Origin of the sequence: Sphingomonas epibiotica, from assembly GCF_039615155.1 — a bacterium.
GTDB lineage: Bacteria > Pseudomonadota > Alphaproteobacteria > Sphingomonadales > Sphingomonadaceae > Sphingomonas.
This window is the reverse complement of sequence record NZ_JBDGHY010000008.1, coordinates 134363-160609: the sequence shown is the minus strand read 5'-3', so window position 1 is coordinate 160609 and position 26247 is coordinate 134363. Positions and strand designations below refer to the sequence as shown.

35 protein-coding genes and 1 tRNA gene are annotated in these 26247 nt (G+C 66.3%); 22 read left to right on the top strand and 14 right to left on the bottom strand.

Annotated elements, in window-relative coordinates; translation table 11 throughout:
• Positions 1-2: 2 nt before the first annotated feature.
• The 15 genes from AAIO73_RS16605 to AAIO73_RS16535 all read left to right on the top strand — a co-directional run bounded on the left by AAIO73_RS16605 (position 3) and on the right by AAIO73_RS16535 (position 8039).
• Positions 3-299 carry a hypothetical protein gene (locus AAIO73_RS16605; RefSeq protein ID WP_345879451.1) on the top strand — a complete coding sequence of 99 codons (297 nt, stop codon included), beginning with the start codon at positions 3-5 and terminating at the stop codon, positions 297-299.
• Complete coding sequence (locus tag AAIO73_RS16600; RefSeq protein ID WP_345879449.1) at positions 296-673, top strand: hypothetical protein; 378 nt, start codon at positions 296-298, stop codon at positions 671-673. The genes AAIO73_RS16605 and AAIO73_RS16600 overlap by 4 nt, the downstream gene beginning before the upstream one ends.
• A complete protein-coding gene (locus tag AAIO73_RS16595) occupies positions 670-918 on the top strand; it encodes a hypothetical protein (protein ID WP_345879447.1) in 249 nt (82 codons plus the stop codon). Before AAIO73_RS16600 ends, AAIO73_RS16595 begins: the two co-directional genes overlap by 4 nt.
• Positions 915-1160 (top strand): hypothetical protein, encoded by a 246-nt coding sequence (locus tag AAIO73_RS16590; RefSeq protein WP_345879445.1) that lies wholly within the window; start codon positions 915-917, stop codon positions 1158-1160. Before AAIO73_RS16595 ends, AAIO73_RS16590 begins: the two co-directional genes overlap by 4 nt.
• Positions 1121-1849 (top strand): YqaJ viral recombinase family protein, encoded by a 729-nt coding sequence (locus tag AAIO73_RS16585; protein ID WP_345879444.1) that lies wholly within the window; start codon positions 1121-1123, stop codon positions 1847-1849. Before AAIO73_RS16590 ends, AAIO73_RS16585 begins: the two co-directional genes overlap by 40 nt.
• Positions 1846-2952, top strand: a complete 1107-nt coding sequence (locus tag AAIO73_RS16580) for an AAA family ATPase (RefSeq protein ID WP_345879443.1) — start codon at positions 1846-1848, stop codon at positions 2950-2952. The genes AAIO73_RS16585 and AAIO73_RS16580 overlap by 4 nt, the downstream gene beginning before the upstream one ends.
• Complete coding sequence (locus tag AAIO73_RS16575) at positions 2952-3194, top strand: hypothetical protein (protein WP_345879441.1); 243 nt, start codon at positions 2952-2954, stop codon at positions 3192-3194. The genes AAIO73_RS16580 and AAIO73_RS16575 overlap by 1 nt, the downstream gene beginning before the upstream one ends.
• Entirely contained in the window at positions 3191-3556 is a 366-nt protein-coding gene (locus AAIO73_RS16570; RefSeq protein ID WP_345879440.1) for a hypothetical protein, read from the top strand. The genes AAIO73_RS16575 and AAIO73_RS16570 overlap by 4 nt, the downstream gene beginning before the upstream one ends.
• Positions 3553-3819 (top strand): hypothetical protein, encoded by a 267-nt coding sequence (locus tag AAIO73_RS16565; RefSeq protein ID WP_345879437.1) that lies wholly within the window; start codon positions 3553-3555, stop codon positions 3817-3819. Before AAIO73_RS16570 ends, AAIO73_RS16565 begins: the two co-directional genes overlap by 4 nt.
• Positions 3816-4289 (top strand): hypothetical protein, encoded by a 474-nt coding sequence (locus AAIO73_RS16560; RefSeq protein ID WP_345879436.1) that lies wholly within the window; start codon positions 3816-3818, stop codon positions 4287-4289. Before AAIO73_RS16565 ends, AAIO73_RS16560 begins: the two co-directional genes overlap by 4 nt.
• On the top strand, positions 4286-4447 hold the full coding sequence (locus AAIO73_RS16555) for a hypothetical protein (protein ID WP_345879435.1): 162 nt from the start codon (positions 4286-4288) through the stop codon (positions 4445-4447). Before AAIO73_RS16560 ends, AAIO73_RS16555 begins: the two co-directional genes overlap by 4 nt.
• Positions 4448-4595: 148 nt before the next feature.
• Positions 4596-5843, top strand: coding sequence for a site-specific integrase (locus AAIO73_RS16550; RefSeq protein WP_345879433.1), 1248 nt, complete (start codon positions 4596-4598; stop codon positions 5841-5843).
• 27 nt (positions 5844-5870) lie between these two features.
• Positions 5871-5946: transfer RNA gene (locus AAIO73_RS16545), tRNA-Val, on the top strand.
• Positions 5947-6100: 154 nt separating this feature from the next.
• Positions 6101-6412, top strand: a complete 312-nt coding sequence (locus AAIO73_RS16540) for a hypothetical protein (protein WP_345879431.1) — start codon at positions 6101-6103, stop codon at positions 6410-6412.
• Complete coding sequence (locus AAIO73_RS16535) at positions 6402-8039, top strand: methyl-accepting chemotaxis protein (RefSeq protein WP_345879429.1); 1638 nt, start codon at positions 6402-6404, stop codon at positions 8037-8039. Before AAIO73_RS16540 ends, AAIO73_RS16535 begins: the two co-directional genes overlap by 11 nt.
• Here the strand turns inward: AAIO73_RS16535 and AAIO73_RS16530 are convergent.
• The 7 genes from AAIO73_RS16530 to AAIO73_RS16500 form a co-directional block, all read right to left on the bottom strand.
• Positions 7997-8926, bottom strand: coding sequence for a winged helix DNA-binding protein (locus AAIO73_RS16530; protein ID WP_345879426.1), 930 nt, complete (start codon positions 8924-8926; stop codon positions 7997-7999). The two genes, AAIO73_RS16535 and AAIO73_RS16530, sit on opposite strands and share 43 nt — an antisense overlap.
• A gap of 67 nt (positions 8927-8993) precedes the next feature.
• Positions 8994-10493: an NAD(P)(+) transhydrogenase (Re/Si-specific) subunit beta gene (locus tag AAIO73_RS16525; protein ID WP_345879424.1), complete on the bottom strand. Its 1500-nt coding sequence runs from the start codon at positions 10491-10493 to the stop codon at positions 8994-8996.
• 5 nt (positions 10494-10498) lie between these two features.
• Positions 10499-10777 (bottom strand): NAD(P) transhydrogenase subunit alpha part 2, encoded by a 279-nt coding sequence (locus AAIO73_RS16520; RefSeq protein ID WP_055757824.1) that lies wholly within the window; start codon positions 10775-10777, stop codon positions 10499-10501.
• A 3-nt stretch (positions 10778-10780) separates the two neighbouring features.
• The gene (locus tag AAIO73_RS16515; protein ID WP_345879418.1) at positions 10781-11155 is read right to left on the bottom strand and encodes an endonuclease domain-containing protein; all 375 of its coding nucleotides are present in this window, start codon (positions 11153-11155) and stop codon (positions 10781-10783) included.
• A gap of 110 nt (positions 11156-11265) precedes the next feature.
• Entirely contained in the window at positions 11266-11634 is a 369-nt protein-coding gene (locus AAIO73_RS16510) for a PH domain-containing protein (RefSeq protein ID WP_056452913.1), read from the bottom strand.
• Positions 11635-11652: 18 nt separating this feature from the next.
• Positions 11653-12780 carry a Re/Si-specific NAD(P)(+) transhydrogenase subunit alpha gene (locus AAIO73_RS16505; RefSeq protein WP_345879414.1) on the bottom strand — a complete coding sequence of 376 codons (1128 nt, stop codon included), beginning with the start codon at positions 12778-12780 and terminating at the stop codon, positions 11653-11655.
• Between the two features lies 1 nt (position 12781).
• The gene (locus AAIO73_RS16500; RefSeq protein WP_345879412.1) at positions 12782-12907 is read right to left on the bottom strand and encodes an aa3-type cytochrome c oxidase subunit IV; all 126 of its coding nucleotides are present in this window, start codon (positions 12905-12907) and stop codon (positions 12782-12784) included.
• Positions 12908-13073: 166 nt separating this feature from the next.
• Between AAIO73_RS16500 and AAIO73_RS16495 the strand changes: the two genes are divergently transcribed.
• Positions 13074-14504, top strand: coding sequence for a sigma-54-dependent transcriptional regulator (locus AAIO73_RS16495; protein WP_345879410.1), 1431 nt, complete (start codon positions 13074-13076; stop codon positions 14502-14504).
• 150 nt (positions 14505-14654) lie between these two features.
• On the opposite strand, the gene AAIO73_RS16490 is transcribed toward AAIO73_RS16495, so the two are convergent.
• Positions 14655-15203, bottom strand: coding sequence for a pseudouridine synthase (locus AAIO73_RS16490; protein ID WP_345879529.1), 549 nt, complete (start codon positions 15201-15203; stop codon positions 14655-14657).
• Positions 15204-15306: 103 nt separating this feature from the next.
• Here AAIO73_RS16490 and fghA point away from each other — a divergent pair, with 103 nt between their 5' ends.
• Complete coding sequence (gene fghA, locus AAIO73_RS16485) at positions 15307-16152, top strand: S-formylglutathione hydrolase (protein ID WP_345879408.1); 846 nt, start codon at positions 15307-15309, stop codon at positions 16150-16152.
• Between the two features lie 243 nt (positions 16153-16395).
• Here the strand turns inward: fghA and AAIO73_RS16480 are convergent, their stop codons facing one another.
• Positions 16396-17106: a FadR/GntR family transcriptional regulator gene (locus AAIO73_RS16480; protein ID WP_345879407.1), complete on the bottom strand. Its 711-nt coding sequence runs from the start codon at positions 17104-17106 to the stop codon at positions 16396-16398.
• Positions 17107-17205: 99 nt separating this feature from the next.
• On the opposite strand from AAIO73_RS16480, the gene AAIO73_RS16475 reads away from it, so the two are divergent.
• The 4 genes from AAIO73_RS16475 to AAIO73_RS16460 all read left to right on the top strand — a co-directional run bounded on the left by AAIO73_RS16475 (position 17206) and on the right by AAIO73_RS16460 (position 20969).
• Complete coding sequence (locus AAIO73_RS16475) at positions 17206-18786, top strand: sodium/sugar symporter (RefSeq protein WP_345879405.1); 1581 nt, start codon at positions 17206-17208, stop codon at positions 18784-18786.
• Positions 18777-19646: a 2-dehydro-3-deoxygalactonokinase gene (locus AAIO73_RS16470; protein WP_345879404.1), complete on the top strand. Its 870-nt coding sequence runs from the start codon at positions 18777-18779 to the stop codon at positions 19644-19646. Before AAIO73_RS16475 ends, AAIO73_RS16470 begins: the two co-directional genes overlap by 10 nt.
• On the top strand, positions 19643-20281 hold the full coding sequence (locus AAIO73_RS16465; protein WP_345879402.1) for a 2-dehydro-3-deoxy-6-phosphogalactonate aldolase: 639 nt from the start codon (positions 19643-19645) through the stop codon (positions 20279-20281). The genes AAIO73_RS16470 and AAIO73_RS16465 overlap by 4 nt, the downstream gene beginning before the upstream one ends.
• Before the next feature lie 205 nt (positions 20282-20486).
• Positions 20487-20969, top strand: a complete 483-nt coding sequence (locus AAIO73_RS16460; RefSeq protein ID WP_345879400.1) for a DUF1440 domain-containing protein — start codon at positions 20487-20489, stop codon at positions 20967-20969.
• Between the two features lie 184 nt (positions 20970-21153).
• Here the strand turns inward: AAIO73_RS16460 and AAIO73_RS16455 are convergent, their stop codons facing one another.
• From AAIO73_RS16455 to AAIO73_RS16435, 5 genes are all read right to left on the bottom strand, one after another.
• A complete protein-coding gene (locus AAIO73_RS16455) occupies positions 21154-21549 on the bottom strand; it encodes a hypothetical protein (RefSeq protein WP_345879398.1) in 396 nt (131 codons plus the stop codon).
• Entirely contained in the window at positions 21546-22304 is a 759-nt protein-coding gene (locus AAIO73_RS16450; protein ID WP_242119034.1) for an exonuclease domain-containing protein, read from the bottom strand. The genes AAIO73_RS16455 and AAIO73_RS16450 overlap by 4 nt, the downstream gene beginning before the upstream one ends.
• Before the next feature lie 228 nt (positions 22305-22532).
• On the bottom strand, positions 22533-23900 hold the full coding sequence (gene pgmG, locus AAIO73_RS16445) for a phosphoglucomutase/phosphomannomutase PgmG (protein ID WP_345879396.1): 1368 nt from the start codon (positions 23898-23900) through the stop codon (positions 22533-22535).
• Positions 23901-24160: 260 nt separating this feature from the next.
• Entirely contained in the window at positions 24161-24415 is a 255-nt protein-coding gene (locus AAIO73_RS16440; protein ID WP_345879394.1) for a J domain-containing protein, read from the bottom strand.
• Positions 24416-24428: 13 nt separating this feature from the next.
• Positions 24429-25226, bottom strand: coding sequence for a division plane positioning ATPase MipZ (locus tag AAIO73_RS16435; protein WP_242119027.1), 798 nt, complete (start codon positions 25224-25226; stop codon positions 24429-24431).
• An 82-nt stretch (positions 25227-25308) separates the two neighbouring features.
• On the opposite strand from AAIO73_RS16435, the gene panC reads away from it, so the two are divergent.
• Positions 25309-26148 carry a pantoate--beta-alanine ligase gene (gene panC / locus AAIO73_RS16430; protein ID WP_345879392.1) on the top strand — a complete coding sequence of 280 codons (840 nt, stop codon included), beginning with the start codon at positions 25309-25311 and terminating at the stop codon, positions 26146-26148.
• The last annotated feature ends 99 nt before the right edge of the window (positions 26149-26247 follow it).

Below are 26247 nucleotides of genomic sequence, written 5' to 3'. Positions count from 1 at the left end.
ATATGTCTGATAAGCACCCGATCGTTCTGCTGTCCGATGTTATCATGGCTGACGAAGAATACGCGTGGGCGTTCTTCTGCAACGTCGCGGTTCCAATCATGGATGCCGCCGGCGTCGATCATAAGACCGCGAATCAGACCGCCGCGCATCTGATGCAGCACCTGTTCGAGTACGATGTGACCGGTCACCCGCTGTACGAATACGGCAAGAGTGACGCCCAGCAGTACGCCGAATTTCGCGTGGCTATGGACCGTGCCGAAGACGCCGCCATCGCCAAAGCGACCGGAGCCGGGGCATGAATGCGTTCGCCCCCTCCCCGCTGGCATTCACCGACGCCGTAGCCGCTGCCAATCAGTGGGTGGAAGATGCCGCCGATCTGATCGCGCAGTACCATCGCCTCGCCCGAGATCGGGACACGTGGACCGAGCGTGCAGCCAAGGCCACCGGCAACCATCGTTGGTGGTGCGTCAACATGGCCAGCATCCTCACCGACACGATGCTGCTGACCAAGGACGCGATCGAGATGGTCCGCGATGACACGCTATCGTCGCTGTACCTGACCGCGCATCACGTACCTGCCGCGCTGGTGGAAGCTGCCGACGACTTCAACGACCGCCTGTCCGACGACTGCATTGGCCTCGATGTCGCTCTCGCCAAGGAGCAGGGGCGATGAAGCGCGCGACTGCCAACCCGCATGAGTACCGCCGCGCGGTCGAGGACGATCTGTCCAAGCTGCCGATGGCGGATGATCGCTGGCGCCTCACCCCCGCACAGAAGCTCGACAGCCTCGCGGTCTGCGGCATCTTCGGCACCGTCATGGCGTGGGCGATCTTCACCCCGCTTGCCGCTTTCATCACCGGCCTGACCATGACGGCGATCTGCCTCACGGTCTGGGTGCAGATGCGGAGGCAGGGATGACCGCCATTATCACCGCACACGCCATCGCCCGCTGGCAGGAGCGCATCCAACCTAGCGCCACGGTCGCCCAGGTCGTCGCGGCAATCCACGCGCACGACAAGGCCATTGATCGCGCTGTTGCCTTCGGTGCGCCGTGTGTCCGCACGCCGCAAGCCAAGCTGATCCTGCGCGATGGGGTCATTGCCACCGTTTTCCCGCGGGCTTGGATTTTGCCACCGCTTTCGAGGGAGTTCGGGTTGTGATCCGGTATCATGACGCGTTCGAGCAGGGCTCGCTTGACTGGCTTAACGCCCGGTGCGGGTTGCTGACGGCCAGCGAGGTTCGACGCATCATCAGCCCGCCACCGAAGGAAGAGACGCGCGTCAAGAAAAATGGCGAGCCGTACAAGCAGCGCGAATGGAATGTCGTTGCCGATAACGACGATGCCAAGATGCACATCTACGAGCTGGCGGCGCAGCGGCTGACGAAATTCGTTGAGCCGATGTTCCAGAGCTTTGACATGATCCGGGGCCAGACGGAGGAAGCCGAGGCGCGTGCTCGGTATGCAGAAACCCGCGCGCCAGTCCGTGAGGTCGGGTTCATCACGAACGACTGCTGGGGCTTCACGCTCGGCTATTCCCCGGACGGGCTGGTCGGCGACGACGGCGCGATTGAGGTGAAGTCTCGCAAGCAGAAGTACCAGGTCCAGACGGTCGTCGAATACGCGCTAACCGGCGGCATCCCGGCCGAGTTCGTGATGCAGCACCAGACCGGCTTGCTGGTGTCCGAACGCCAGTGGATCGACTTCTGTAGCTTCTCCGAGAAGCTGCCGATGGCCGTGATCCGCGTCCACCCTGACGACGTGATCCAGGCTGCGATCCTCGAAGCCGCCGCCGCCGCCGAGGACAAAATCCAGAAGATTATCGCTACCTATCAGGAGCAATTCGCATGAAAATCCAGTTCATCCCCGTCAACCAGATCACCGAGCCGCGCACGATCGCCGTGGGTCTGTCGGGCGGCTCGGGCACCGGCAAGACCTATACCGCGCTGCGCATCGCCCGCGGCATTGCCAAGCGCGTCACCGGCAAGGACGGTGCGCCGATCGGCTACGTCGACACCGAGAACAAGCGGGCGCTTCACTACAAGGAGGCGTTCCCGGAGATGATGCACTTCGACTTCACGGCGCTGGACGAGGCAGGCGAGGTCGTTGGGTTCGGGGTGCAGCGGTGGATTGAGGTTATCGACGCCGCCGAAGCGGCCGGGTTGCCAGTCCTCATCATCGACAGCTTCAGCCACGCATGGGAAGGCGTCGGCGGCGTGCTGGACGAACACGCGCAGGCCCTCGACCGTCTGGTCCAGGCGGCGGAGAAGCGCGCCAACGGCCGCTATGAGGTCGACCCGTCGAAATTCAGTCAGCTGGCATGGGCAGAGGTCAAGCCGAAATACCGCCGGCTGATCGACCGCATTATCCGCGCAAAGACCAACATCATCATCTGCACCCGCGCTAAGCCGGTTATGCAGAAGGGGTTCGGCGACAAGGCAGAGAATGCACGAGCGACGAAGACCCGTCGCAAGGACGTGCCGTGGGATCCGGCGAGCGACGGCGACCTGATGTTCGAGATGACGGCAATGGTGATCCTTGACCCGATCGCGCCCGGTTGCCCCGTGCACCAGATCAAGGTCGCCGACCAGTTCCGCGCGCTGTTCGACCCGCGCCGGCCGATGGGCGAGGCCACCGGCTTTGCCATGGCGGAATGGGCCTACGGTCAAGGCGACGCGCAGAAGCAGAAGGAGACGATGGACGCTGCCCGCGAGATTGCGCGCGGCGGAACCAAGGCGTTCACCGATTGGTGGAACGGCGACGGCAAGCAGCACCGCGCGGTCGTCAAGCCGATCATCGAGGAAATTCAGGGCCTGTGCGCGGCTGCCGACGACTTCGCCAAGCTGTCCGACGACGTACCGTTCGGTCGCTCGAATGACGACTATGGCGACCAGTTCGACGGCACTGATCCGATCCGCACCGACCTGGCCGAAGACACGCGGGGGGATGCGTGATGCGGTGGCCTTTCTTCCTGAAGCAGCCCGCCGCGCTGGTGGAGGCGTATCGCAAGATCGACAAGCTGACGACGGACAAAGCGTATTGGGAGACCCGTGCGCTGACCGCCGGCAAGCTGTTGAACGATCTGATGCGGGAGCGCGATGAAGCACGCGCCCTTCTCGCCAACGCGTATGTCCGCGGTCCGAAAGGCCATTTCCAGCGGGCGGAACTGCCTGAGTTGAAGGGATCGAACGCATGACCGATCGGAGCAAGCTGCTGGCGCTGGCTGAGGCTGTAGCTGCCTCTACCTCGCAGGAAGCCGAGCGCGAGGAATTGGGTGTGCAGGTCATGGAGGCGCTCGAAATCGCGTCGTACATCACCGACGATGGCGACCCGTGCCTGTCGATGGATGGTGCTGTCGCTATCGTGCCGAAGGGCTGGGGATGGCTAGTCAGTCAGCCGAATGAGATGGCGATGGCAAGCGGCCTACTGAAGGAAGATACGCCGGTCATGGGGGAAGTCCAGTATGGCTGCGACCAGCGGTTCACCGTAGCCGCCGCCACCCCCGCCCTAGCCCTCTGCGCCGCCGCCCTGCGCGCCCAAGCGGAGGCGCTGTCGTGACGCGGGAAGAAAGGGCCGAAGCAGTCGTTGTCGAACTGCTAGACGCGGATCCGGGCTATACCGTGGCCGCATTGAAGGCAGCACTTATCGCCTTCGCCGACGCAGAAGCCGCAGCCATGCGCGGGTTCGTATCGCTGGTCGCCAGTCTTACGCTGTCTGACGAAATGGCACCCGACACCCCCTGCGAGGACGCGTGGATGACGATGGACGGACTTATCCGGCGTGCTCGCGCCTTGCCGGCGACGGGGGAGGTGGGGCGGTGAAATACTTTCTGGACACCGAGTTCAATGGTTTCGGAGGCGAGTTGCTGTCGCTGGCGTTGGTCAGCGAGCATGGCGACGCCCTGTACCTCGTCATTGATCCGCCGGCAGACATTGAGCCATGGGTGGCTGAGAACGTCATGCCGATCATGTACAGCGTGCCGGACCGGACCGAGATCACATTCTGCACCATGGATGCGGCGCCGCAGGAAATTGCGGACTTTTTTGGCAATAGCAGCGGCGGTGTTCCGTACATCATCACCGACTGGCCGGACGATGTGCGCTATCTGTGCCAAGCGGTCATTACCGGCCCCGGCATGATGGCACCAATTGCGCGGATGCAGTTCGATGTTGTGCGGGTTGATGCTTACCCGACCACGCTTCCCGGCGCTGTCCAACACAACGCGCTGTGGGACGCCTACGCCTTGCGTGAGCGGCTGTTCCCCGGCTCTTTCGAAAGCGCCCGCCCATGACCCCCACCCAAGACCTGCAAGCCCAAGCGGCGGTGAATGTGATGCGGTACACCCAGACCGCGACCGCCACCAAATTCCCGATCGACGGGACAAGGGAGCTCGTCGTGCAGACGCTGTGCGTCGAGACGGCACGGAAGGCTGTGGAGGGGCGGCGGTAATGGGGGCCATGTCGAAGATCGCGGGCAAGTACCGCCGAGCATTGCGCAACGAAACCGGGGCGCATTTTTCCCTAGAAGAACTGCGGGCGTGGGCCGAGCAAGGCGCGCTTGATATCGCCACCAAGGGTGAGAACGAGGAACTGACGCAGTGCGCCGCAACGAAGATGAGCGATATCCTGTCGGCGAATACTGGCTCGACAAGCGGCGGGACAAAAAGTCCGACTACTGGCAAATCTGCCACTATTCCGCCGAACATCGGTCGACCGTTTATCGAAGCACTCGGACTAGGGACCTAGAAAAGGCCAAGGTTGCAATTCACGCCTATGTCGAAGCGGTTCGGGCGACCAAGCCGCAGAAGGCAGAAGATGCGCTGGTTGCTCCCCAGATCGGTCTTTATTGGAGTGAGCACGGCAAACACACGCACCGGCCCAACACCATCGCTGGTTCATTACGCGCGTTTGTCGGCTTCATGATGCAGGATGAGATCGGAGCTACGGCACGGGTCGCCGACCTAACGCCTATGGTGTTCGTGCGCTTCCGCAAATGGCGGATGGCCCCGCATAGCTTTACGGTCCGGTGGGACAATGAGGACATGACCTTGGCCAGCCCCGGCGTGAAGGGCGAGAGCGTGCAGCGTAATCTCGACGACGTACGGGCGGCGCTCAACCATAGCGCGGCGAACGGTCGCATACCCTATGCCCCAAAGGTGCCGAGCGTTCCGACAACCATGCGTTCGCCCGCACGCGATGTGCGAGTGTCACTGGCGGAACTGGGGGCGATGGTCGGGTTCGCATCGCAAACCGAGCTTGACATTCAACCGGGCGATGACGCTGACCCGAACCGGCACTATCGGCGCTGGCTGCAATTGATGATCGCGACTGCGTGCCGGCCGGAAGTCGCCATGCTTTTCGACCCGCGTGCGCAATGGCGCGGCGACATGATCGACCTGCACCCGGCGACGAAGGCCAGAACCAAGAAGCGCAATCCGGTCGTGCCGGCGATCGAGCCGTTCAAACCGATCCTTGAAGCATGGCGCGGCGAGAACATGCCCGCTGTAAAGTCGCGCAAGACAGCATGGCGGACTATGCGCCGCGCGCTGCTGCTGCCGGAGAATGTCATACCCAAGACGATCCGCCACACGATTGCGACCGAGCTACGGCGGCGTGGCGTCCCTGCTGAGCAAATCAGCGGTTTGCTAGGGCATACGGCGATGCACCGAACGACAGAGGTGTACGCGAAGTACGATCCCGCATATCTGCGCGAAGCCAAGGCGGCGCTGACCACTATTTTTTGCGAGGTGGCAGACCATGCCGCCAAGTGGTGCGCGGACCACTCGCGGACCAAACGGGGTCGCGGACAGATTATTGTGGTTGCAAAGACCACAACGATTAGTTAGGATTCCTGCGACGTTCCGAGATGGAACGGGCGCTTAGCTCAGTTGGTAGAGCATCTCGTTTACACCGAGAGGGTCGGCGGTTCGAGCCCGTCAGCGCCCACCACCGCCCGAAGCGGCGATCGCGCGACAACCCACCCTGCCGAACGACCACCCGAAATCGGAACGCTTCCGTACCGACTATTCGACCGGGCTTGTTTCCGCAGATCGCGGGACTTGGTGAACATAACGCGTTAACGATTGCGCCATAATGGACGGGTATGCGGTTCGCTCAGGCCAACTACCTGCTCATTTTGCAGCTTTTACTTGTCACCGCGACCTTTGCGGCGTTCAGTCTCTGGCCGCCGGTCTCCGGACGGATGCTGCTGGTCGCGCTCGACGGGTCCAGCCGCAGCGACGTCGCCAGGACCGCGCTTGCGGGCGGAGCCGCGCTGCTGCGCGCCGGCGTGTTGCCCGGATCGATGGTGGTATCGGGCAACCGCGCGGATATCGCCGCGCAGCGTCGGGGGCGGCCGATCCTGATCCTCTCCGCCTCGGGCATGACCTGCGGGAGCGATGTCGGTGGCAAGTAGCGTGGGAGAAGATACGGTGCTGGCACGGCTCAAGGCGTCGGTCCTGCGCGAACCGACCGAATCGTTCGGGTCGCTCGACCGGATGCGCTACCATGGCATCCGCGCATGGGCGGTGCTTGGCTGGGTGTCGCTGATCCTGCTGCTGATCGGGAATGCGATGATGGGGAGCGGGATCGCATCGCCGCTGTTCGTGATCGGTGTCCTGCTGAACCTCGCGCCGACGGCGGTCGCGTTGCAGGGGCGCTATGACCCAACCGCGCGCGCGCTGATGGGGACGCTTGCCGCATCGATCCCGGCGATGCTGGTCTTCCTGTTGCGTGGCCATGCGTGGCAGATGGACGCACACATGTATTTCTTCGTCGGCATGGCGGCGCTGGTCGTGCTGGCCGACTGGCGACCGATCGCGGTGGCGACGGTGCTGACCGCGCTGCATCATGTCCTCCTCGAATGGCTAGCCCCGGATTATGTCTTTACCGGCGACGGCAATATCGGACGTATCGCGTTCCATGTCGTTGCGGTCGGGTTGCAATCCGGGTTGCTTACGGTGGTGACGATCCAGCTGTCCCGGCTGTTCGACGCGCAGGATCGCGCCGTGCGCCATGCCCGCGACCTGGCCGGGGCCGCCGCCGACGGGCAGCGACGGGCGGAGGCGGCGATGCAGCTGGCGCGCGCCGCCGAACGCGATGCGGCGGACCAGCGACGGCGGCGCGAGGAACAGGCCGCGCGCATCGCCGACGACCGCCACCGCGAACTGATCGAACTGGCGCAGCAATTCGAACGATCCGTGACGACCGTCGTCCGCACCATCAGCGACACGACCGACCGGCTGGAAGGAGCGGCGGCATCGCTCGAGGACGTCACCGGCGTCGCCCGGACGGAAGCGGTCGAGGCGTCGGCCGGCGCCCATCGCGCCACCGACGAAATCGTCGCGGTCGCTGCGTCGATCCGCGACCTGTCGACCTCGATCTGGACGATCGCCGCCGCCGCAGAGCAGCAAAACGACCTGACCGGCACGGCGAGCGGACAGGCGGCGCGCAGCGTGCGGACCGTCGCGATGCTGGAGGAACAGGCGATCCAGATCGAGGGGTTTTTGGGCGATATCCGCGCGATCGCGTCGAAGACGAACCTGCTGGCGCTGAACGCGACGATCGAGGCGGCGCGCGCCGGCGAAGCGGGCCGCGGCTTCGGCGTGGTCGCCGGCGAGGTCAAGGCGTTGTCGGCTGATACCCGGCGGGCGAGCGACCGGATCAGTGCGCTGATCGCCGGCATTCGCGGCGGCGTTGCCGATACCGGCGACAAGCTGCGATCGGTGCATCAGTCGATCGAGGAGGTCGCCGCCGCCGCCAGCGGCATCGCTGCCGCCGTCCGCGATCAGAGCAATACCTCGCGCGCGGTCGACGATGGCGCGACGCGGGTGGCGACAGCGGCGGCCGAGGCCGGACAGCAGATCGACAGCGTCGCCAATGCCGCCGGTGCCGCATCGTCGCTGTCGGCAGCGGTCCGCATCAGCGTCGGGCAACTGGTCGGCAGCGCGGGCGATCTGCGCCGCTCGACCGACCAGTTCGTTGCGTATCTGCGTTCCGATCAGGCCCAGCCAAGCCCCGCCCGCGCCACCGCCTCGGCATAGCCCTGCATCCCGACGATACCGCGCGCGGTCAGCACGATGAACGCGCGGCGCTTGTCGGCCGGGTCCTCCTGCCTTCCGACCAGTCCGGCATCGGTCAGCGTCGTGATCCAGCGCAGCGCGGTGGTCGGCGGCACGGCGGAGGCGATGCACAGGCTGGAGACCGAGACGTTGCCGCCCTCCAGCCGCGCGGCGAACAGGTCGAGCAGCATGTCCCATGCCGGATCGGCGAACAGGTCGGGCGCAAAGAACTGATCGCGCAACCGCCGCGCCCGGATCGCGCCGCGCACGCTCGCCGCCGAGACCGTCGGCACCGGTCCGTCGCCGGCATCGGGCGCGGCGAAATCGTCGGTGCGGTCGCGCACGCCCTCCCCCGTGTCGCCGTCGCGAGCGAGCCTCGCCAGCGCCTCGGCGATACGCGCGACCTCGGCATTCACCCGCCGCAGCCGCTCGGCATCGCGTTCGGGAGCGCTGAACCCCGCACCGCTGCCCGCGCCCAGCACGATCGCGGCGATCCGCTCCTCGGGACGCGCCTCGCACAACAGCGTCGCCGGACCGCCCAGCAGGTGCAGCGACACCATGTCGATCGCCTCGACCCCGAAACTGATCACCAGCTGCGCTCGGTCACGCCCGGCCCTTGCGGCAAGGATCGGCAGCGCGCCGTCGAGCGTCTCGATCGCAACCCCGGTCGCATCGACCAGCAACAGGTCGGCATGGGTGATGTCGTCCAGTGCCTGCGCCAGCCCGGCAAAGCCGATCGTCGCCGCGACCACGATCCCGGCATGGCGCACCGTCGCCTGCGCATCGGCCACCGCCAGCGCATCGTCGGCGACGATGACCGCCCGCCGTGCCGCCGTCGATTGCTGCTCGAATGCTTCGAACTCCGTCACTCGCCTGCCCCTTCGCTTCCGTCGCGCACGTTACGCCGCGACCGTTGCGATGAAGCAACGAACCGGGTCAGTCCATCGCCTTGACGATCTCCTCGACCATCTTCTTGGCATCGGCCAACAACATCATGGTGTTATCGCGGTAGAAAACTTCGTTATCGACCCCGGCATAGCCGACGCCGCCCATTGACCGTTTGAGGAACAGCACCGTTTTCGCCTTTTCGACGTCGAGGACGGGCATGCCATAGATAGGCGAGCTCTTGTCGGTCTTCGCCGCGGGGTTGGTGACGTCGTTGGCGCCGATGACGAAGGCGACGTCGGTCTGCGCGAACTCGCTGTTGATGTCCTCCAGCTCGAACACATCGTCATAGGGCACGTTCGCTTCGGCGAGCAGCACGTTCATATGCCCCGGCATCCGCCCCGCGACCGGGTGGATGGCATATTTCACGCGGACGCCATGTTCCTTCAGCTTGTCGCCCATTTCGCGCAGGGCATGTTGCGCCTGCGCCACCGCCATGCCGTAGCCGGGGACGATGATGACCTGTTCGGCCTGTTGCATCAGGAACGCCGCGTCCTCGGCCGAGCCGCGCTTCCACGGCCGGTCGATCGCCGCCGCCCCGCCCCCGCCGCTGTCGGTCGCGCCGAACCCGCCGGCGATGACGCTGATGAAGCTGCGGTTCATCGCGCGGCACATGATGTAGCTGAGGATCGCACCCGACGACCCGACCAGCGCGCCGGTGATGATCATCGCAGTGTTGCCGAGCGTGAAGCCCATCGCCGCCGCCGCCCAGCCCGAATAGCTGTTGAGCATCGACACCACGACCGGCATGTCCGCGCCGCCGATTGGAATGATGAGCAGGAACCCGATCACGAACGACAGGACGACTACCGCCCAGAACGGCCACGCATCCTGCGTATGGGCGAACTGCGCGACCAGCAGCAGGATCGCGGCCAGCGTGGCAAGGTTGATGACATGGCGGCCGGGCAACAGGATCGGCTTGCCCGACATGCTGCCGTTGAGCTTCAGAAAGGCGATGATCGATCCGGAAAAGGTGATCGCGCCGATCGCGACGCCAAGACCCATCTCGACCTTGCTGACGGGGTTGATGACCTGGAACGGCTGCCCGATCATCGGCACGACCAGCGACGAAATGCCGAACGCGGCCGGGTTGAGATAGGCGGCGATCCCGACCAGCACCGCTGCCAGCCCGACCAGCGAGTGGAAGGCGGCGACAAGCTGCGGCATAGCGGTCATCGCGATGCGTTTGGCGGTGGTCAGCCCGATGACCGCGCCGATGCCGATGGCGGCGAGGATTTCGCCCAGGGTCGCCCAGTCAAACGTAGCGCGATCATACAGCGGAACGGTGGGATCGCCGGGGCTAAGATCGATTACGGGGATATGCGTATAGATCGTGGTCAGCACCGCAATCGCCATGCCGATCATGCCCAGCCGATTGCCCCGCCGGCTGGTCGCGGGCGACGATAGCCCCCGCAGCGCGAGGATGAAGCACACACCCGCCACCAGATAGGCAAGGGCGACCCATGGATTGACCGGTGCGGCCTCGTGCATCCCCCTCATCCCTTCTTCTTGTACATGGCGAGCATGCGTTCGGTCACCGCAAACCCGCCGAAGATATTGATGCTGGCCAGCACGACGCCCAGCAGCCCCAGCCACTTGGCACCCGGCACCCCGGCGGCAGCGGCGGCGATCAGCGCGCCGACGATGATGACCGACGAGATCGCGTTGGTGACCGCCATCAACGGCGTATGCAGCGCCGGCGTCACCGACCACACGACATAATAGCCGACGAAGCAGGCAAGGACGAAGATCGACAGGATCGAGAGGAAGTCCATCAGTTACTCCGTTGGGTGAAAGACGTCTAAATCCTCCCCAAGCGCGCTTGGGGAGGGGGACCGCCGCCGAAGGCGGTGGTGGAGGGGGAGCGCCGCCGCGACGATCGCTTCGGCCGCCGCTTCGACATCCGCCAGCACTTCGCGAGCAGGCATGCGCAATATCGTCACTCCGTGAGCAACAAGTGCCGCATCGCGCCTGTCGTCACGCCCGGGCCGATCGCCGCAATCATGCGCTTCACCATCGATCTCCACCGCCATCTTGGCGCGGGCGCAGTAGAAGTCGAGAACGTAACCAAGCACCGGATGCTGCCGACGAAACTTAACGCCGTGCGGCTCCCGTCGCAATTTTTGCCATAACAACACTTCAGGCAAGCTCATCGCTCGCCTTAGCTGCCGCGCTCGCGCGACCGTCGCTACCCCTCCACCACGCTTTGCGTGGTCCCCCTCCCCATGCGGAGCATGGGGAGGATTTGAGGGCACCTCCCGGCTCACCGCTTCGCCAGCACCAGTTCCGCGAGCAACCGCTGGATCGCCGCCGGGTCGGCGTTGCGGCTGACCTTGAGCGACAGCGGCATCGCCTCGCCGGTCACCCACAGCTTCAGGTCGCTGTCGAGATCGAACGTCCCCGCGCTTTCGACAGAAAAACTCTGGATCGAGCGATAGGGCACGCTGCGGAACGAGATTTTCGAACCGGTAAGCCCCTGCACATCGACGAGCACGAAGCGGTAATTGGTCAGGAACGCGGTGTCGCGCAGCGAGCGGAACGCGGCGAGCACTTCTTCGCCACCGATCAGCGCATGGCCGTATTTCTCGCGGATTTCCGCCGGGTCAACTTCGTGGCTGCTGAACAAACCCATGGCGTTTCCCCTGTAGAATCAATCGATCAGGCGCGGACTTACGATCTGGCCGTCGCGGGTCAGCACGATCGCCTGCGTCACTTCGTCGTCGGGGGGCAAGACGGGACGGCCCGCATCCTTGTCCCAATAGGCCGACAGAAAGTTGTAAAGGTTACGCGCAAACAGCGCCGATGCGTCCGCGGCCAGCCGGCTCGGCACGTTGCGATGGCCGACGATGTTGACACCGTGACGCTGGACGACCTCGCCCGCGACCGATCCTTCGACATTGCCACCCTGTTCGACCGCGAGATCGACGATGACGCTGCCCGGCCGCATCGAGGCGACCTGTGCGTCGGTGATCAGGCGCGGCGCAGGCTTGCCGGGGATCAGCGCGGTGGTGATGACGATGTCCTGTTTGGCGATATGGCCGGAGACCAGTTCAGCCTGTGCCGCCTGATATTCCGCGCTCATCTCGCCGGCATAGCCGCCTGCGCCCTCGCCCTCGATCCCCGCCACCTTCTCGACGAAGATCGGCTTGGCGCCAAGCGACAGGATCTGTTCCTTCGTCGCCGAGCGGACGTCGGTCGCGCTGACCTGCGCACCCAGCCGCCGCGCGGTCGCGATCGCCTGCAACCCTGCGACGCCGACGCCCATCACGAACACCCGCGCCGCACTGATCGTACCGGCGGCGGTCATCATCATCGGAAAGGCACGGCCATATTCGGATGCCGCGTCGAGCACCGCCTTGTACCCTGCCAGATTGGCCTGCGACGACAATATGTCCATCGACTGGGCGCGGGTGATGCGCGGCATCCATTCCATCGCCAACGCCTCCAGCCCCAGCGCGGCATAGCCGTCGATCCGCGCGCGGTCGGCAAAGGGGTTCAGCCCGGCGACCAGCCACGCGCCGCGCTTCGCCCCCGCCAGACTGTCGGGCGCGGGCGGCGCCACGCCGAGCAGGATATCGGCACCGGCGATCGCCTCCGCCCGCCCGGAAGGCGTTGCGCCCGCAGCGGCATAGGCGGCATCGTCGATCGACGCGCCGGCCCCCGCCCCCTGCTCGACGACGACGGTCGCGCCCAGCGCGATCAGCTTCTTGACGGTTTCGGGGGTCGCGGCGACCCGGCGCTCGCCGGCGGCCTGTTCGGCGAGAACCGCGATCCGCATGTCAGCCCGCGATCAGCCAGATGACCAAAGCGGCAAGCAGGGCGCAGATCACCGTGCCCCAGGTGAACCAGCGGATGAAGCTGTTGTACGTCCCGGCATGGGCCGGGGTGTGGCCGTCGCTCGCCATCGATGAACCTCTCCATACAGCGTCGTTCAGACAACTCTAACGCAGGTTGGACCAAGAACAACCCCCGCACCGCCCCCGACGGTTTTCATTACCGTCTTAAGGCGAATTTTACGCCCCTCGGCGCAAGACGGTGTCGATCCGGGACGACAGGGACGTGGGAACAGCAATGACGCGAGACGGACAGCGAGTGCTGATGGTGATCGACGACGAACCGGCCCAGCGCCGGCTGGTCGGTGCGATCGCGGGGCGGCGCGGCTGGCGCACGGTGTTCGCGAACGATGCGCGGGCGGCGCTGGGCATGCTGAACACGCCCGACGGGCTGGCGCTCGATGCGGTGCTGCTCGACCATTGGTCGCCCGACGCCGATGCGCTGACGCTGATCGCCGATCTGCGGGCTGCGCGGCCGACGTTGGCAATCTTGATGTTGACTGCAAACGAATCGGTTGCCGGCGCGGTGGCGGCGATGCGGGCCGGGGCGAGCGACTTCCTGGTCAAGCCGCTGGCCGCCGAACGGCTGCTCGCCGCGCTGGAGGCGGCGGCGGGAGCGAGCGGCGACGGCGAATTGCGCCCGCTGACCGAGAAGCTGTCGATGACGCTGGCGTTCGACGAAATCGTCGGATCGGCCCCGCAATTCCGCGCCGCGCTGGCGATCGCGGCAAAGGCGGCGCGCGCCCGTGTGCCGGTGCTGATCGAGGGAGAAAGCGGCGTCGGCAAGGAAGTCGTCGCCGAGGCGATCCACGCCGCCTCGCCGCGCGCGCGCAAGCCGATGGTGCGCGTCAACTGCGGCGCGATCGCCGCCAATCTGGTCGAAAGCGAGCTGTTCGGCCATGAAAAGGGCGCGTTCACCGGCGCGTTCGAACGCAAGGCCGGCCGGTTCCAGGAGGCGGACGGCGGCACCATCTTTCTCGACGAAATCGGCGAGATGCCGTTCGAGACGCAGGTCAAGCTGTTGCGCGTGCTGCAATCGGGCGAGATCCAGTCGGTCGGCGCGCGCACGACGCGCGAGGTCGATGTCCGCGTGATCGCCGCGACCAACAAGACGCTGATGGCCGAGGTCGAGGCGGGCCGGTTCCGCGAGGACCTCTATTACCGGCTCAACGTCGTGCAGGTGACGATTCCCCCGCTTCGCGAACGGCGCGGCGACATTCCCGCGCTCGCCCGTCATCTGTTGGCGCGGATCGCGCAGCAGCCGGGGCTGCGGCAGCTGGGCATTACCGATGACGCGATCACGCTGCTCGACAGCTATGGCTGGCCGGGCAATGTCCGCCAGTTGCAGAACGCGCTGTTCCGTGCGGCGGTGCTGTGCGAGGGCGACGCGCTGACCCGGGGCGACTTCCCGCAGATCGCCCAGATCGCGCAGGGCGAGGTGGCCCAGCCGGTGACGCTGGTTCCGCGCCAAGACATGGCGGGCGGGGTGACCTTGTTCCGCCCCGACGGCAATCTGCGCATGCTGGAGGAGATCGAGGCCGACGTCATCCGCCTCGCCATCGGCCATTATCGTGGCCGCATGACCGAAGTCGCCCGCCGGCTGGGGATCGGACGCTCGACGCTGTATCGCAAGCTGGGCGAACTGGGGATCGACCAGAGCGCGGCTTGAGGCTGGGACCCAGCCGTTCGTGCTGAGTAGGGGCTGAGCGAAGTCGAAGACCCGTATCGAAGCACCTGGCCACCAACGGTCCTTCGATACGCCATTTCGACAAGCTCAATGGCACTCAGGACGAACGGTTCGGTCGGCTGTACGCACTGGTCAAGCGACAACCTCGCGCCACTCCCCCGGTGCCAGTCCCTCGACCGTCCACTCCCCCACCCGCCACCGCACCAGCCGCAGCGTCGGCAGGCCGACCGCTGCGGTCATCCGCCGCACCTGCCGGTTGCGGCCTTCGCGTATGGTGATCGACAGCCAGTGATCGGGCACGGTCTTGCGGAAGCGCACCGGCGGCACCCGCTCCCATAATGTGGGCGGATCGATCGCGGCGACCTCGGCCGGGCGGGTCGGTCCGTCGTTCAGCGTCACCCCGCGCCGCAGCCGATCGAGTGCCGCGTCGTCGCGCGCGCCCTCGACCTGCACCCAATAGGTTTTGGCCAGCTTGAATCGCGGATCGGCGATGCGCGCCTGCAGACCGCCATCGTCGGTCAGCAACAGCAACCCTTCGCTGTCGCGGTCGAGCCGCCCGGCGGGATAGACGCCCGGCACCGCGACATGGTCCGACAGCGTCGCGCGCGCCCCTTCGGTCCCGCGATCGGTAAATTGCGACAGCACGCCGTACGGTTTGTTGAGCAGGATCAGCCGCGCCATTCCGCCCCTGTCGGCGATCCGCTCCATGCTGTCGAGGGGAACCGGATGTTGCCGCGAACCGTCCCTATCCTGTAGCCCCTGCGCACCATCGGTGGAGAACCTCATGAAGACCGTTTCGACCGCGCGCGCCCATGGCGGCACGCAGGGCGTCTATTCCCACGAATCGACCGCGACCGGCACGACCATGACCTTTTCGGTGTTCGTGCCACCGCTGGAGCCGGGGCAGCGCGCGCCGGTGCTGTGGTATCTGTCGGGGCTGACCTGCACCCACGCCAATGTCACCGACAAGGGCGAATATCGCGCGGCGTGCGCCGAGGCGGGCATCGCCTTCATCGCGCCCGACACCTCGCCACGCGGCGAGGGCGTGCCCGACGATCCGGAGGGCGCGTGGGATTTCGGGCTAGGCGCAGGCTTCTATGTCGATGCGACCGAGGATCCATGGGCGCAACATTATCGGATGCGCTCCTATATCGAGGACGAACTGCCTGCGCTGGTCACCGCCGAATTCCCGATGCTCGATTGCAGTCGTCAGTCGATCACCGGCCATTCGATGGGCGGCCATGGCGCGCTGACCATCGGCTTGCGCAACCCCGACCGCTTCCGCTCGATCTCCGCCTTCGCGCCCATCGTCGCGCCGTCGCAGGTGCCATGGGGGGAAAAGGCGCTGGGCGGCTATCTCGGCGACGATCGCTCGGCATGGCGCGCGGCGGACGCGGTCGCGCTGATCGAGGATGGGGCGCGGGTGAAGGAAATTCTCGTCGATCAGGGCGATGCCGACAATTTCCTGGCCGAGCAGCTACGCCCGGAATTGCTGGCCACGGCATGCGCGGATGCCGGGATCGATTGCACGCTGCGGATGCAGCCGGGGTACGACCATAGCTATTACTTCATCTCGACCTTCATGGCCGATCATGTGCGGTGGCATGGCGCGCGGTTGGTTGACCGGTAACCCGTTGTCATTCCCGCGCAGGCGGGAATGACGATAGAGGCGCTACCATCGACCCGTCGCTTGGCAGGATAGCGCTGCGAAAGCCGTTCGATAACCTCGAAACTCCGGTACCCCGGCGAAGGCCGGGGTCCAGTTGGGAAGGCTTCTCCGTACCTTACCCCCGTCCCCCAACTGGGCCCCGGCCTTCGCCGGGGTACGTGGAGAAACTTTCGCAGAGGTCTCCTCGTCAGGCAGGCGAGAAAATCAAACCGCCCCCCGCGCGTCGATCAGGTCGAGCACGTCGCCTATCAGCGCGCGCATCGCGCCCCGCGCCGCCACGGCATCGCGCGCGGCGATCGCCTCCGCCACCGCAGCATGCTGTTCGACGCTGGCCGAGCGGCCGACGATGGTGTTGGTGAAGCGGATCGAGGTGTTGAGCGCGGTCGCCACCATCTCGCGGAACTGCGCGTAGAAGGGGTTCTTCGCAGCGAGCAGGATCGCGACGTGGAAGTCGATATCGGCCTCCAGCGGATCGTCCTCGCCGCGTTCCGCAGCCGCCATCCGCGCCAGGCCATCGGCGATCCGCGCCTGATCCGCTTCATCGGCCGCCACCGCCGCCAGTGCCGCCGCTTCGGGTTCGATCGCGACGCGCAGCTGGTTGAACTGGCGCAACAGCTCGACCGAGAATTTGCGGTCGAGCAGCCAGTGCAGCACATCAGGGTCGAACAAATTCCATGCCGCCGCCGGGCGGACCACCGTCCCCTGGCGCGGGCGGGCGCTGACCAGCCCCTTTGCGGTCAGCATCTTCACCGCCTCACGGGTCACCGATCGGCTGATGCCATGCGCCTTGCCGATCTCGGCTTCGGTCGGGAACGGCGTTTCGTCATATTCGCCGGTCACGATCGCGCGACCGAGCGTGTCGAGCGTCGTACGGGTCAAATTGCCGCCGGGCATTCCGCTCATCCGCGCCGCCATCCCGTCTCCTTTCGGTTCGTCCGTACCGCTTGGCACTGGACACGTTGCATTCGTCGTATAATTGTCCGCCTCCAAAAGCCAGTGGGCGGGGAGGACATCATGCGTCTGTCGACGATCGATCTGATCGTCGTGGTCATCTATGCGATCGGCATTTTCGGCCTCGCGCAATGGGTGAGCCGCGACAAGGGGGGGCATCAGAAGGATAGCTCCGACTATTTCCTCGCATCCAAGTCGCTACCATGGTGGGCGATCGGCGCGTCGCTGATCGCGGCCAATATCTCGGCCGAACAGATCGTCGGCATGGCTGGCTCCGGCTATGCGATCGGCCTTGCCATTGCTTCGTACGAGTGGATGGCGGCGCTGACGCTGCTGATCGTCGGCAAATTCTTCCTGCCGATCTTCCTGCGCAACGAAATCTACACGATGCCGCAGTTCCTCGAACAACGCTACGGCCCGTCGATCCGCACACTGATGGCGGTATTCTGGCTGGCGCTGTACGTGTTCGTGAACCTGACCAGCATCATCTGGCTCGGCTCGATCGCGGTGACGCAGGTCGCGGGCGTCGACCAGACGGTAGCACTGATCGGCCTCGGCCTGTTCGCCTTGCTCTACCAGCTGCGCGGCGGGCTAAAGGCCGTGGCGCTGACCGACATCGTGCAGGTCACGCTGCTGGTATTCGGTGGTCTCACCATCTCGTACCTGACGCTGTCGCAAATCGGTGGCGATGCCGGGGTCGTGGGCGGCTTCCACGAACTGACCCGCCGCGCGCCCGAAAAATTCCAGATGATCCTGACCCCCGACAATCCCTTCTACAAGGATCTGCCGGGCCTGTCGGTGCTGATCGGCGGCATGTGGATCGCGAACCTCAGCTATTGGGGCTTCAACCAGTATATCATCCAGCGCGCGCTGGCCGCCAAGTCGCTGCCCGAAGCGCAGAAGGGCATCGTGTTCGCGGCGTTCCTGAAGCTGCTGATGCCGTTGGTGATCGTCGTGCCGGGCATGGCGGCGGTGCTGCTCGCGCCCGACCTCGCCAAGCCCGACGAAGCGTACCCCACGATGATGCGGCTGCTGCCCTCGGGGTTGCTCGGCCTCGTCTTCGCCGCGCTGATCGCCGCGATCATCGCGTCGACCGCGTCGAAGATCAATTCGATCGCGACGATCTTCACCCTCGACCTCTATGCCAAGCGCACCAGCGAGAGCGGGCAGATGGATGCCGGGCAGGAACGCAAGCTGGTCCGCATCGGCCGCATCGCCGCGACCATCGCCATCCTGATCGCGATCGTCGCCGCCCGGCCGCTGCTGGGCGGCGCGGATCAGGCGTTCCAGTTCATCCAGGAATTTTCGGGCTTCTTCACGCCGGGGATCACGGTCATCTTCCTGCTCGGCCTATTCTGGAAGCGCGCGACCGAAGCCGGCGCGATCGGCGCGGCGATCGCCTCGGTCGTGCTGTCATACCTGTTCCGCAGCTTCGCGCCCGGCATCCCGTTCATGGACCGGATGGGGATCGTGTTCCTGCTCAGCCTCGGCCTCGCGGTCGTGTTGTCGCTGGCAGTGAAGGGACGCGGTGACGCCAACCGCATCACCATGCAGGGCGTATCGTTCGGCACCTCGACCGGCTTTAACGTCGCCGGTCTGGGCGTCATCCTGATCCTCATCGCCCTGTACGCGACATGGTGGTGAGCCCGTTCATCGCCCTCGACTGGGGCACCACCAATCGCCGCGCCTACCGGCTGGAGGACGGCCGCATCACCGCCGTCGTCAAGTCGCCCAAGGGCGTATTGGCCACGGGGGCGGACGACTATCCGCAAGAGCTGGCGGCGATCCGGGCGGAGCTGGGCGACCTGCCGGTGCTGATGGCCGGCATGGTCGGATCGACGATCGGCTGGCGCGTCGCCCCCTATGTCGCGGTCCCGGCCGATATCGCCGATATCGCCGCGCACCTCACCTGGATCGACGACCGTACCGCGATCGTGCCCGGCCTGTCCTTCACCGATGGCGATCATGGCGATGTGATGCGCGGCGAGGAGGTGCAGTTGCTCGGTGCGGCGCTCGCCGGACAGGTGCCGGCGGACGCGCTGCTCTGTCAGCCCGGCACGCATTGCAAATGGGTCGAGCTGACCGGGGGTAAGGTCACCGCCTTCACCACCGCGATGACCGGTGAGTTGTTCGCGCTGCTGAAGGGCGGCGGCGTGCTTGCGCCGCAGCTGACCGCGCCGGTCTCGGCCGGCGACGCGTATTGCGAAGGCGTGCGCGAAGGCGCGAAACGCGACCTAGCCGCCAGCCTGTTCGGCATCCGCGCCTCGCATGTGCTGGGCCTTCGCGACGAGGCGCAAGCCGCTTCCTATGCCAGCGGCGTCCTGATCGGCAGCGACGTTGCCGCACGCATCGGCGATGGTCGCGACGTCCACCTCGTCGCCGATGGCGATCTCGCCACCCTCTATGCCACCGCGATCGAGACGCTGGGCGGCCGCGCCATTGTCAGCGGCTGCGAGGATGCCTTTATCGCCGGTATCACCCACATCCGAAAGTTGTCCGCATGAGCCATTTGTCCGCCTTCGACGCCGCCTTCGCCCGTTGTCCGCTGGTCGCGATCCTGCGCGGGGTTCAGCCGCATGAGGTGGAAGCGATCGGCGACGCACTGGTCGATGCCGGCTTCACCATCGTCGAGGTGCCGCTCAACTCGCCCGATCCCTATGAAAGCATCACCCGCCTGTCGAAGAAGCTGGAGGGGTACGCGGCAGTAGGCGCGGGCACCGTGCTGACCGTCGAACAGGTCGAACGGGTCGAGGCGGCGGGCGGCACGCTCATCATCTCGCCCAACGCAAACACCGCCGTGATTTCGGCCGCGGCCGAGCGGGGACTGGTGGCGATGCCCGGCATCGCGACCCCGACCGAGGCCTTTGCCGCATTGGAAGCCGGTGCCGCCGCGCTGAAGCTCTTCCCCGCCGAAGCCGCCAGCCCGGCGGTGATGAAGGCGATGCGCGCCGTGCTGCCGCGCGACGTGCGGATGCTGCCGGTCGGGGGCATCGTGCCATCGGTGCTGGCGGACTGGCACAAGGCGGGGGCGGCGGGATACGGGCTGGGGTCGGCGCTGTACGTGCCCGGCATGGACGCGGACACGGTCGGCGAGCGCGCGCGGGCGTTCGTCGCGGCGTGGGCGGCGCTGGAGAAGTAGGCGCCTTCCGTCAAAGCGCGGACCGTCTTCCTCCCAGAACCCGTACCCCCGCGCAGGCGGGGGTCCAGAGCCAAACAGCGCACCGTTTGCGGCTCTGGATTCCCGCCTGCGCCGGGACAAGCCGTTCCGTACGGACGGGGGACTTGAGGGAAACCCCCGCCCCCTCAACCGTTTGCCTCGCTCCCCCCTTGTCGGAGCACCGCCAATGTCGCACCCCCGCCCCGTCCTCGGCCTGTTCGCCGGGATCGCCGCCGGCCTGATCGCGTCCGCCGCGATGGCCGCGTTCCAGTCGGTCGCCGCCAAGCCGATGGGACAGGACCAGGGCGACGACGATCCCGCGACGGTGAAGGCCGCCGACAAGGTCGCACTCGCCGCCACCGGCACGCGCGTGCCCGACGCCTATCGCGCCCCCGCGGGACAGGCGGTGCATTATCTCACCGGCGCGGCGCTGGGCGGGCTGTACGGCGTGCTCACCGAATATCGGCCGGGTGCTGCGAGCGGCTTCGGCAGCCTGTACGGCATCGCCACCTCCGCCCTGCTCGACGAAGCGGCGGTACCCGCGGCGGGGCTGGGATCGGCACCCTGGGACACGTCCGCCGCGACCCACGCCTATGGCGCGCTGGCGCATCTGGTGTTCGGCGTGTCGCTGGAGGGAGCGCGGTCGCTGTTGGGCGGGCGGCAGGGATAGCCCCCCCTCCCCCTTCCGTTCGGTTCAAGGCCCCCCATCCGTTTGCTTCGAGCGCAGGTTCGAGCCTGTCGAGAACCGAAGTCGAGAAGGGGTTGCCCCAAGCGGGGCGTTCTCGACGGACGCTTATCGACTTCGCTCGAAGCTGCTCGAACCGAACGGGTAAGTAGGACAGGTAAGGGCAAACCTACCGCCCGACCATCTCCACCGTCCCGACCTCGATCACCGGTATCTCCCACGGATGCGCCGCCGCGATCGCCACCAGTTCGGCATCGATATCCATACCCGTCGCCGCATAGGTCTTCACCACCACCATTGGTACGACCGCCGCCTCGCCGGCCCGCCCGGTGGTCGGCACCGCCTCCGCGCTGGGCACGAAGCTTTCCAGACCGAAGCCTAGTTCGAACACCCCGCGATACGGCCCGATAGCGCCCAGCACGTCGCTGCCCCGGATCACGCCGACCACCCCGGCCAGCACCGGGTCGTCGCCCAGCGCCGCCGCATCGCCCGCCTGCAACCGCGCCAGCACATTGCCGGACACCGGGCAATGCACCCGCACCACCTGCATCGTCGTGCGCGTCACAGCAGCAGCCAGTCGTTGCGGCTGCGCGGCTTGATCTCGCCGCCGCCCTGCCGCCGCGCCAGTTCGGTCTCGGCGGTGAAGCGGACATCCTCGTCGCGGTCGGTCAGGAAACCGTCGAGCGAGTCGTCGTCGATCTCGGTCCAGGCGCGTCCGCGATCGGGGCCATAGCGCACCCGCGGCAACAGTCCCGGCAGGCGCGACCATTCGAGCAGCTGCGCGATCGACGCCTCGTTCAGCATGTCGCGCAGGTGGAAGGCGGTGACATAGGCATCGGGAAACGCCCGATGCGCCGGCAGCCCGCGTTCATGTTCCATACCCTGCGGCTTGCGCCAGTAACGCAGCATCTGGTTCGAAAAGCCCGGGCTGTCCGGCCACAACCGCAGCGCGCACTTCCACGTGCAGATCCAGTCGGCCCCGTGCGTCAGCTGCGCGGTACAGAATTTCTGTTCGAAATCAGCACGATGCGCTGCCAGCGCCACGCGACGGGGGTAGGGGTCGAGCACACGGCGCGCGATATCCTGCCACCACGGCGCATCGGCGACCTGTTCATCAAGGATATGATGCACCGCCTGCGTCACCGGCGGGATCGGTCGGCCGGGATTGACGAAATGCTGCCCGCCCTCGCCCAGCAATTCCCAGCGGCCGTCCTCGCCCAGCGCCACGTCCTGCCAGCCGACCTCGCACACGCCATGCGCGGGGGGAGCCTGCCCGGTGGTTTCGAGGTCGACGACACGGATGATCTGCGGTTGCGCCATGGGGCACAAATGGCGCTTTGGTGCCGAAAATGCCACCCCGGGGGGCGGTGAGGGTCCGGTTTGGAAGAAGGAAGCGCTGGTTCGCGCAAAGGCGCATAGGACGCCAAGGGGTTACGTGCGCGGCACGGCCGGCGCGAACGGCAGACAGTTTCGCTCGTGGAAATTGCGATACCGTGCCGTTACGCGAAGCCGCTTGGCGCCCTTCGCGCCTTTGCGCGAACTGACCGGCTACCCCCGGACCACCCCCGACGCCGCGAGTTGCGCGTCGACCTCACCCAATAACCGCGCTAACCCATCCTCGGTCCGCGCCTCCGCCCGCGCAGTCAGCACGTCCTGCGTGTTCGAGGCGCGCAGCAGCCACCATCCGTCGGCCGTCGTCACCCGCGCGCCATCGGTCGTGTTCACTTTCGCCCCCGCCGCCGCCAGCCGCGCCAGTACTTCGTCCACCACCGCGAACTTGCGCGTCTCGTCGACCGTGAAGCGCAATTCGGGCGTAGTCGCCATTTCGGGCATCGCATCGCGCAATTCGGTCAGCGACCGCCCGCTCAGATGGATTGCGCGGATCAGCCGCACCGCCGCATAGGGCGCGTCGTCGAACCCGTAATTGTCGCCGCCGAAAAACACATGGCCCGACATTTCGGCGGCGAGCGGCGCGCCGGTCTCCAGCAGCTTGGTCTTCATCGGGCTGTGCCCGGTCTTCCACATCAGCGGTTTGCCGCCCAGTTCGGCGATGCGGTCGAACAGCAGCTGGCTGGCCTTCACATCGGCGATGATCGTCGCGCCGGGCGTCTCGCGCAGTTGCGGTTCGGCGAGCAGCATCAGCAGCTGATCGCCCCACAACGTCCGCCCGCGGCCATCGACCGCGCCGATGCGGTCGCCATCGCCGTCGAACGCCAGCCCGAAATCAAGGCTCTTGTCGGCGACCAGCCGCTTCAGGTCGACCAGATTGGCCTCCTCGGTCGGGTCGGGATGATGATGTGGGAAACGGCCATCGACCGCGGTGAACAGCAGGTGATGTTCGCCGGGCAGCAGCGCCACGAGCCGTTCGATCACCGGGCCCGCAGCACCACTGCCGGTGTCCCAGCCGATGCGATAGCTGCCCCCGGCATAGCCGGCCATCAGCCGCCCGACATAGGCGTCGACATGGTCATGGTCGGTGACGGTCCCCGCACCCTCGTCCCAGTCGCCCGCCGCTGCCATCGCGCCCAGCCGCTGGATATCGTCGCCGAAGAACGGGCGGTGCTGCAACACCATCTTGAAGCCGTTGTGATCGGCCGGATTATGGCTGCCGGTGACCTGAATGCCGCCATCGACCTCGAGCATCGCTTCGGCATGATAGAGCATCGGCGTGGGACCCAGTCCGATCCGCACCACGTCCACCCCGCTCGCGGTCAGCCCGGCGACCAGCGCCGCCTCCAGCTCGGGCGACGACAGCCGCCCGTCGCGCCCGACCACGACCCGCGTGCCGCCCGCCCGGCGCACCAGCGTCGCGAAGCCGCGCCCGATCGCATCGGCGTCGGCGGCGCCCAGCGTCCGCCCGACGACCCCGCGAATGTCGTATTCGCGCAGCGAACTGGGGTGGAAATCATGGGCCATGCCGGTATCCTCGCCATTACAAGGCGGACGGGTTTAGGTCGAAGCGGCGACGGAGAGTAGGGAAAAGAAGCGGTTCGCGCAGAGGCGCAAAGCCGCAGAGAGGTTACGCCTGCCGCGAACCGCCCGCGACCGGGAGACCTTCTGCACGGTTCAGACCAGACGACTAGGCCGCCGGCGCGGGTGCCGTTGCGCCGACCGCAACCTCTCCGCGCCTCTGCGCCTCTGCGCGAACAACTATCTTCTTATCTTCGAACAGCGGCTCAATGCCGCAACCGCCCGAGCAGCACATCCCGCGCGGCATTGATCCGCCGCGCCAGATCGGCCGACCCGCCGCGATCGGGATGGACCGCCTGCATCAGCCGCCGGTGCGCGGCGCGGATTTCGCTCGCCTTCGCATCCTTGCCGACGCCGAGGATCGCGCGCGCCTCCGCCTCGCCGCCCACTTTCTTCGGCTTGGCGCGCAGCCACAGCCAGAAGGCGAAGATCATCGCGACGATCAGGACGAACTTGAGCATCGCGCCGGGAACGTCAGATCGCGGTCGGCGCGCCGAGCGGTTCGGGCAGTTGCAGCCCGCCCATCATCTCGCGCAATTCCTGCCGCGCCGCGACATGCGACAGCCCCATCTCGCCGAATTCGTTGCGGTCGAGCATGGTCAGCCCCGATGGGAACAGTTCGCGATAGACGACGCGTTCGGACAGGCCCGGCGTCACGCGAAAGCCGACGCGCTTCGACAGCGAATTGATCGCCTCCGACACGCGGCGCATGTTGCGCGCCTCGATATGCTGCAGCCGGTTGCGCAGCACGACCCAGTCGATCGTCGACCCGTCGATTTTCGCGCGGTGCTTCCGCGTTTCCCAGATCAGTTCGGAATAGAAGCTGGGCCGCGTCACCTTGAACGTGTCGGGATCGACCTGCCCGATCAGGTCGAAATCGACGAAGCTGTCGTTCATGGGCGTGACCAGCGTATCGGCATTGGTCACCGCGATCCGGGCGAAGCGGTCGTCGCGGCCCGGCGTGTCGATGACGAGGAATTCGGCATTCTCGCCCAGCCGGCCGAGCGCGTCGTTGAAGCGCGTCATGCTCTCGCCGTCATGCGTGTCGTAGATCGGCATCGGCAGGTTGCGGCCGGTGCGCTTGATCGTCTCCGCCCGGTTGTCGAGATAGCGGCCCAGCGTCCGCTGGCGATGGTCGAGGTCGAAGCATGCGACGCGCGCGCCCTTTGCCGCCAATGCGATGGCGACATGCACTGCCGTCGTCGACTTGCCGGTGCCGCCCTTCTCGTTGGCGAACACGATGACGTGCAACCGATCCGAACCTTCGTCCAAGCGCGCAACCCAACCTTGTTGATCCCGGACGGCCTGATCCAGTACAGCCGCCTCCCCCACCCATATCGAAGGGCCATCGGCCGTGCAAATTATACGTCGGTTGGAGGTGCTTCGCGAAGCGCTCGACCAGTTTACCCAGGCGGGGGAAGGCGTTGCGCTGGTCCCGACCATGGGCGCGCTTCATGCCGGGCACATGGCGCTTGTCGATGCCGCGCGCCGCCGCGCGGCCCGGGTGGTCGTATCGATCTTCGTTAATCCGAAACAGTTCGGCCCGAACGAGGATCTGGCGCGCTATCCGAGGCGTGAGGCCGCCGATGCGCAGATGCTGTCCGAAGCCGGCGTCGACATCCTCTGGGCGCCCGAGGTCGAGGAAATGTACCCGGCGGGCTTTGCCACCAATGTCAGCGTGGCCGGTGTCAGCGAGGTGCTCGACGGGGCACACCGCCCCGGCCATTTCGACGGCGTCGCGACCGTCGTAGCCAAATTGTTCGGGCAGGTCCGCCCGGCGGTCGCGCTGTTCGGCGAGAAGGATTTCCAGCAACTGGCGGTCATCCGCCGCATGACCGCCGACCTGCACCTCACGCCCGAGATCGTCGGCGTGCCGACGCAGCGCGAGGATGACGGATTGGCCCTGTCGTCGCGCAACATCTATCTCGACGAAACCGAACGCGCCCGTGCCGTCGCCTTGCCGCGCGCACTGGGCGAGGCGAAGCGCGGCATCGAACGCGGCGACGATCCGGCGACCGCGCTGGCGGCGGCGATCGCGACGCTGACCCGCGCCGCCTTCGACCCCGATTACGTCACGCTGGTCGACGCCGAAACGCTGACCGCCCCCATTCGCGGCCGCCCCGCCCGGCTGCTGGCGGCGGCACGGATCGGCACGACGCGGCTGATCGACAATATCGCGGTGACGTTCGAGTAATAGGGAGAGAGGTTCCCGCGAAGGGGGTTCCGGACGCGCCCCCCTCTCCTATAACGTCATGATAGCAGGCAGAACCGTTCGTGCTGAGTAGGGGCTGAG